This is a genomic window from Synechococcus sp. BA-120 BA3 (assembly GCF_034931285.1).
Classification (GTDB): domain Bacteria; phylum Cyanobacteriota; class Cyanobacteriia; order PCC-6307; family Cyanobiaceae; genus Cyanobium.
Genome location: NZ_JAYGHZ010000418.1, coordinates 1 through 2,548 on the forward strand (window position 1 = coordinate 1; position 2,548 = coordinate 2,548).

At 73.4% G+C, this 2,548-nt stretch carries 5 protein-coding genes; 2 read left to right on the forward strand and 3 right to left on the reverse strand.

Features of this window, described 5'->3' with window-relative positions; genetic code table 11:
• Both VB737_RS16220 and VB737_RS16225 read left to right on the forward strand, forming a co-directional pair.
• Nucleotides 1–655, forward strand: a 655-nt coding sequence (locus tag VB737_RS16220; RefSeq protein WP_500314484.1) for an ATP-binding domain-containing protein, incomplete at its 5' end; no start/stop codon positions are given.
• A 65-nt stretch (nucleotides 656–720) separates the two neighbouring features.
• On the forward strand, nucleotides 721–1,086 hold the full coding sequence (locus VB737_RS16225) for a hypothetical protein (protein WP_500314485.1): 366 nt from the start codon (nucleotides 721–723) through the stop codon (nucleotides 1,084–1,086).
• A gap of 3 nt (nucleotides 1,087–1,089) precedes the next feature.
• On the opposite strand, the gene VB737_RS16230 is transcribed toward VB737_RS16225, so the two are convergent.
• From VB737_RS16230 to VB737_RS16240, 3 genes are all read right to left on the reverse strand, one after another.
• The gene (locus VB737_RS16230; RefSeq protein WP_500314486.1) at nucleotides 1,090–1,776 is read right to left on the reverse strand and encodes a GAP family protein; all 687 of its coding nucleotides are present in this window, start codon (nucleotides 1,774–1,776) and stop codon (nucleotides 1,090–1,092) included.
• A gap of 70 nt (nucleotides 1,777–1,846) precedes the next feature.
• Nucleotides 1,847–2,131, reverse strand: a complete 285-nt coding sequence (locus VB737_RS16235; protein WP_500314488.1) for an acylphosphatase — start codon at nucleotides 2,129–2,131, stop codon at nucleotides 1,847–1,849.
• On the reverse strand, nucleotides 2,128–2,548 hold a 421-nt coding region (locus VB737_RS16240; protein WP_500314489.1), incomplete at its 5' end, for a type 1 glutamine amidotransferase family protein. The genes VB737_RS16235 and VB737_RS16240, both read right to left, overlap by 4 nt.

The following is a 2,548-nucleotide window of genomic DNA, read 5'->3' on the forward strand; positions in this document are numbered from 1 at the left end:
GCACGGCGCCATGGCCGACCAGCTGCCGGTGCTGCCCGGCGAGGTGCTGATCACCCGCACGGCCGTGATGGCGCCGGCCTGTCGGGAGGGGGACGCCGCCGCCGAGGAGCCGGATCTGCTGCTGGGCAGCAACCGGGAGCTGGTGGTGCGGGACGTGCGGCCCGAGCGCTGCGATCTGGCCGAGTTCGGCGTGGACGGCTCCCTCGGGGCTTCGGTGATCGACACCCTCACCGCCACCGTGGAGGCGGGGGAGTCCCAGCTCAACCTGCGGCTGCTGCCGCCGATCGGCAGCGCCGCCCGGGCCGCCCTGGACGGGGTGCTGGAGCGGCTGCGGCTGCAGGCCCGGGAGGCGGGCCAGAAGGACGGCAAGCCCCTCTGGCGGCGCTTCTTCCTGGTGCGAGACGCCTTCGCCTCCCTCGGGCCGGCGGCCGTGCTCACCGTGCACCGCAGCCAGGGCAGCACCTTCGGCGAGGTGTTCATCGACGAGGACGTCTTCTGGCCCCGGGATGAGCCGCTGCGCCAGCGGCTGGTCTACGTGGCGGTGAGCCGGGCCAGCCAGGCGGTGACCCTGATGGCGGGGGCCGCGGCGGCCGGCGAGCGGGAACGCTGGGACCGCTGGCTGCGGGAAGGCGACCGCGACGCCGCCGGCGCTTGAAGCGGCAGGGGATCGGACGTGCGACAACCGGATCGACCCGTTACCCTCATCACGACCAACGCGTGGTGGACGACCGATTGGTGCTGGACTCCCTTCCCCAATCCGCACCCGTCGCCATGGTGCGGCCCCAGGCCGGAGCGTTGACGCTGATCGGCACCACCCCGGCCGCCGAAGGCCAGCCGGTCGATGCCGCGTCCTCCGGCGGCTCCGGCGGCGGTGAGCTGCTCACGGACGTGGGGGCCCTCGGGATCGCCGCGGCCCTGGTGGGTCTGGTCGTCCTGGTGCGGCGCTGGCTGATGCTGCGCTCCCGCCAGCCCCTGCCTGGCCTGCCGAAGGAGCGGGTGCTGCCCCTCTCCCGCCACGGCACCCTGCACGACCCCAAGTATCTGGGCCGGATCCTGGAGGCCGAGGAGCCGCCGAACGGCCCCTGAGCCTCACCCCGCCCGCAACCCCTCGATGCCCTGCCAGCCCAGGTAGGCGGCCAGGCCGAAGCAGATGGCGGCCACGATCAGCTCGGCGTTGTCGAACAGCCAGAGCTTGCCCGCCTGGAGCACCGGCAGCAGCCGTTCCTGCCCCACCAGCACCAGCCCCGCCAGGGGCAGCAGCAGCAGGGTGCCGGAGAACAGGCTGAAGACCGCCGTGGTCAGCAGCTCGCGGGGCCGGCTCAGCCCGGCCTCCAGCAGGCTGGCGGCGGTGCGGGCATAGAGGAAGAGGTCGTCGGGGCTGGAGACCTGCACCGCAGCGCTGAGGCCGAGCAGGAGCGGCAGGGGCAGGGCGCAGAAGCCATCCAGACGGCGGGTCCAGCCGGGGGGGCCGCCCCCCTGGCGGCTGCTCAGCAGGCCGTTGAGGCCCAGGGCCAGCAGTCCGCCCGCCCCCAGCAGATCGAGGCCGGTGCGCTGGTCGGTGCCCCGCTCCATCGTGAGCAGCAAGCCGTGGCCCACGCTCAGCAGCAGGGCGATGGCCGCTGCGGAGGTGAGCAGCCAGCCGAGCACGAACCAACTGCCCCGCCGGAGCGGGCTGGGGCCCAGCAGGATCAGCAGCAGCAGGCCGATGTGCAGGGGGCTGAAGCTGATTGCCAGGCCGAACCCGAACAGTTCACTCCAGAGGCTGGGGGTCGGCATCGCTGCGATCCGTGACGCCCCATTGTCCGTCGCAGCTTGTCCGGTGCAGCTTGTCCGGTGCAGCGGGGGTTCAGGTGCGGATCTCGAACCAGTCGGTGCCCGCCACGGCCACCTGGCCGCTGGAGACGCCGCTCACCTGGGCACCCGGGGGCCCCTTCTCACACCAGAGCCGCAGCTCCACCAGCCGGTCGGGCTGCCCCTCGGCCTCCACCTCCACCGAACCGTCGGGGCGGTTGCGCACCCAGCCGCTGAGGCCGAGGTCGATGGCCTTCTGGCGGCAGCCCAGCCGGTACCCCACCCCCTGCACCAGACCGCGGACGCTCAGGCGCCAGCGCTCATGGGAGGTGGACGTCACCCGGAGACTGGGTTGCAGGAAACGGCGTTCCTCGGCAGCGGCGCGGCGCTGGCGGCGGATCTGGCCAGTCTCGAGGGAATCGCCGGGCATCCAGCCCAGTGGAGGTGCAGCCAGGTGGCGTGAATGGTCGGAGCGCTCCATCCTTCGATCCTCCCGGGTGATCCCCAGCCTTCAAGTTGCCACAGGCCCTGGGCCTCTGCCAACACTTCGGCGCCGGGTGGCTGGGGCAGCAGCTGCCAGCGGTGGAACTCATGGCCGCAGAGGGTTTCCCCGCGGCGCACCAGCAGCCCGTCGGCCTCCGGCACCGCCTGGCGGTAGCCGAGGCTGAGGGGCCCCCGGCGGGCGCGGAAGGGGAGCAGGCCGGCCATGGGGTGGGGCAGGCCGTCGGGGTCCTCCAGCTCCCGGCCCAGCAGCAGC

Excerpts from the sequence above, each read along its gene's own strand:
- VB737_RS16230 (WP_500314486.1), bottom strand. The coding sequence starts at position 1,776 with ATGCCGACCCCCAGCCTCTGGAGTGAACTGTTCGGGTTCGGCCTGGCA.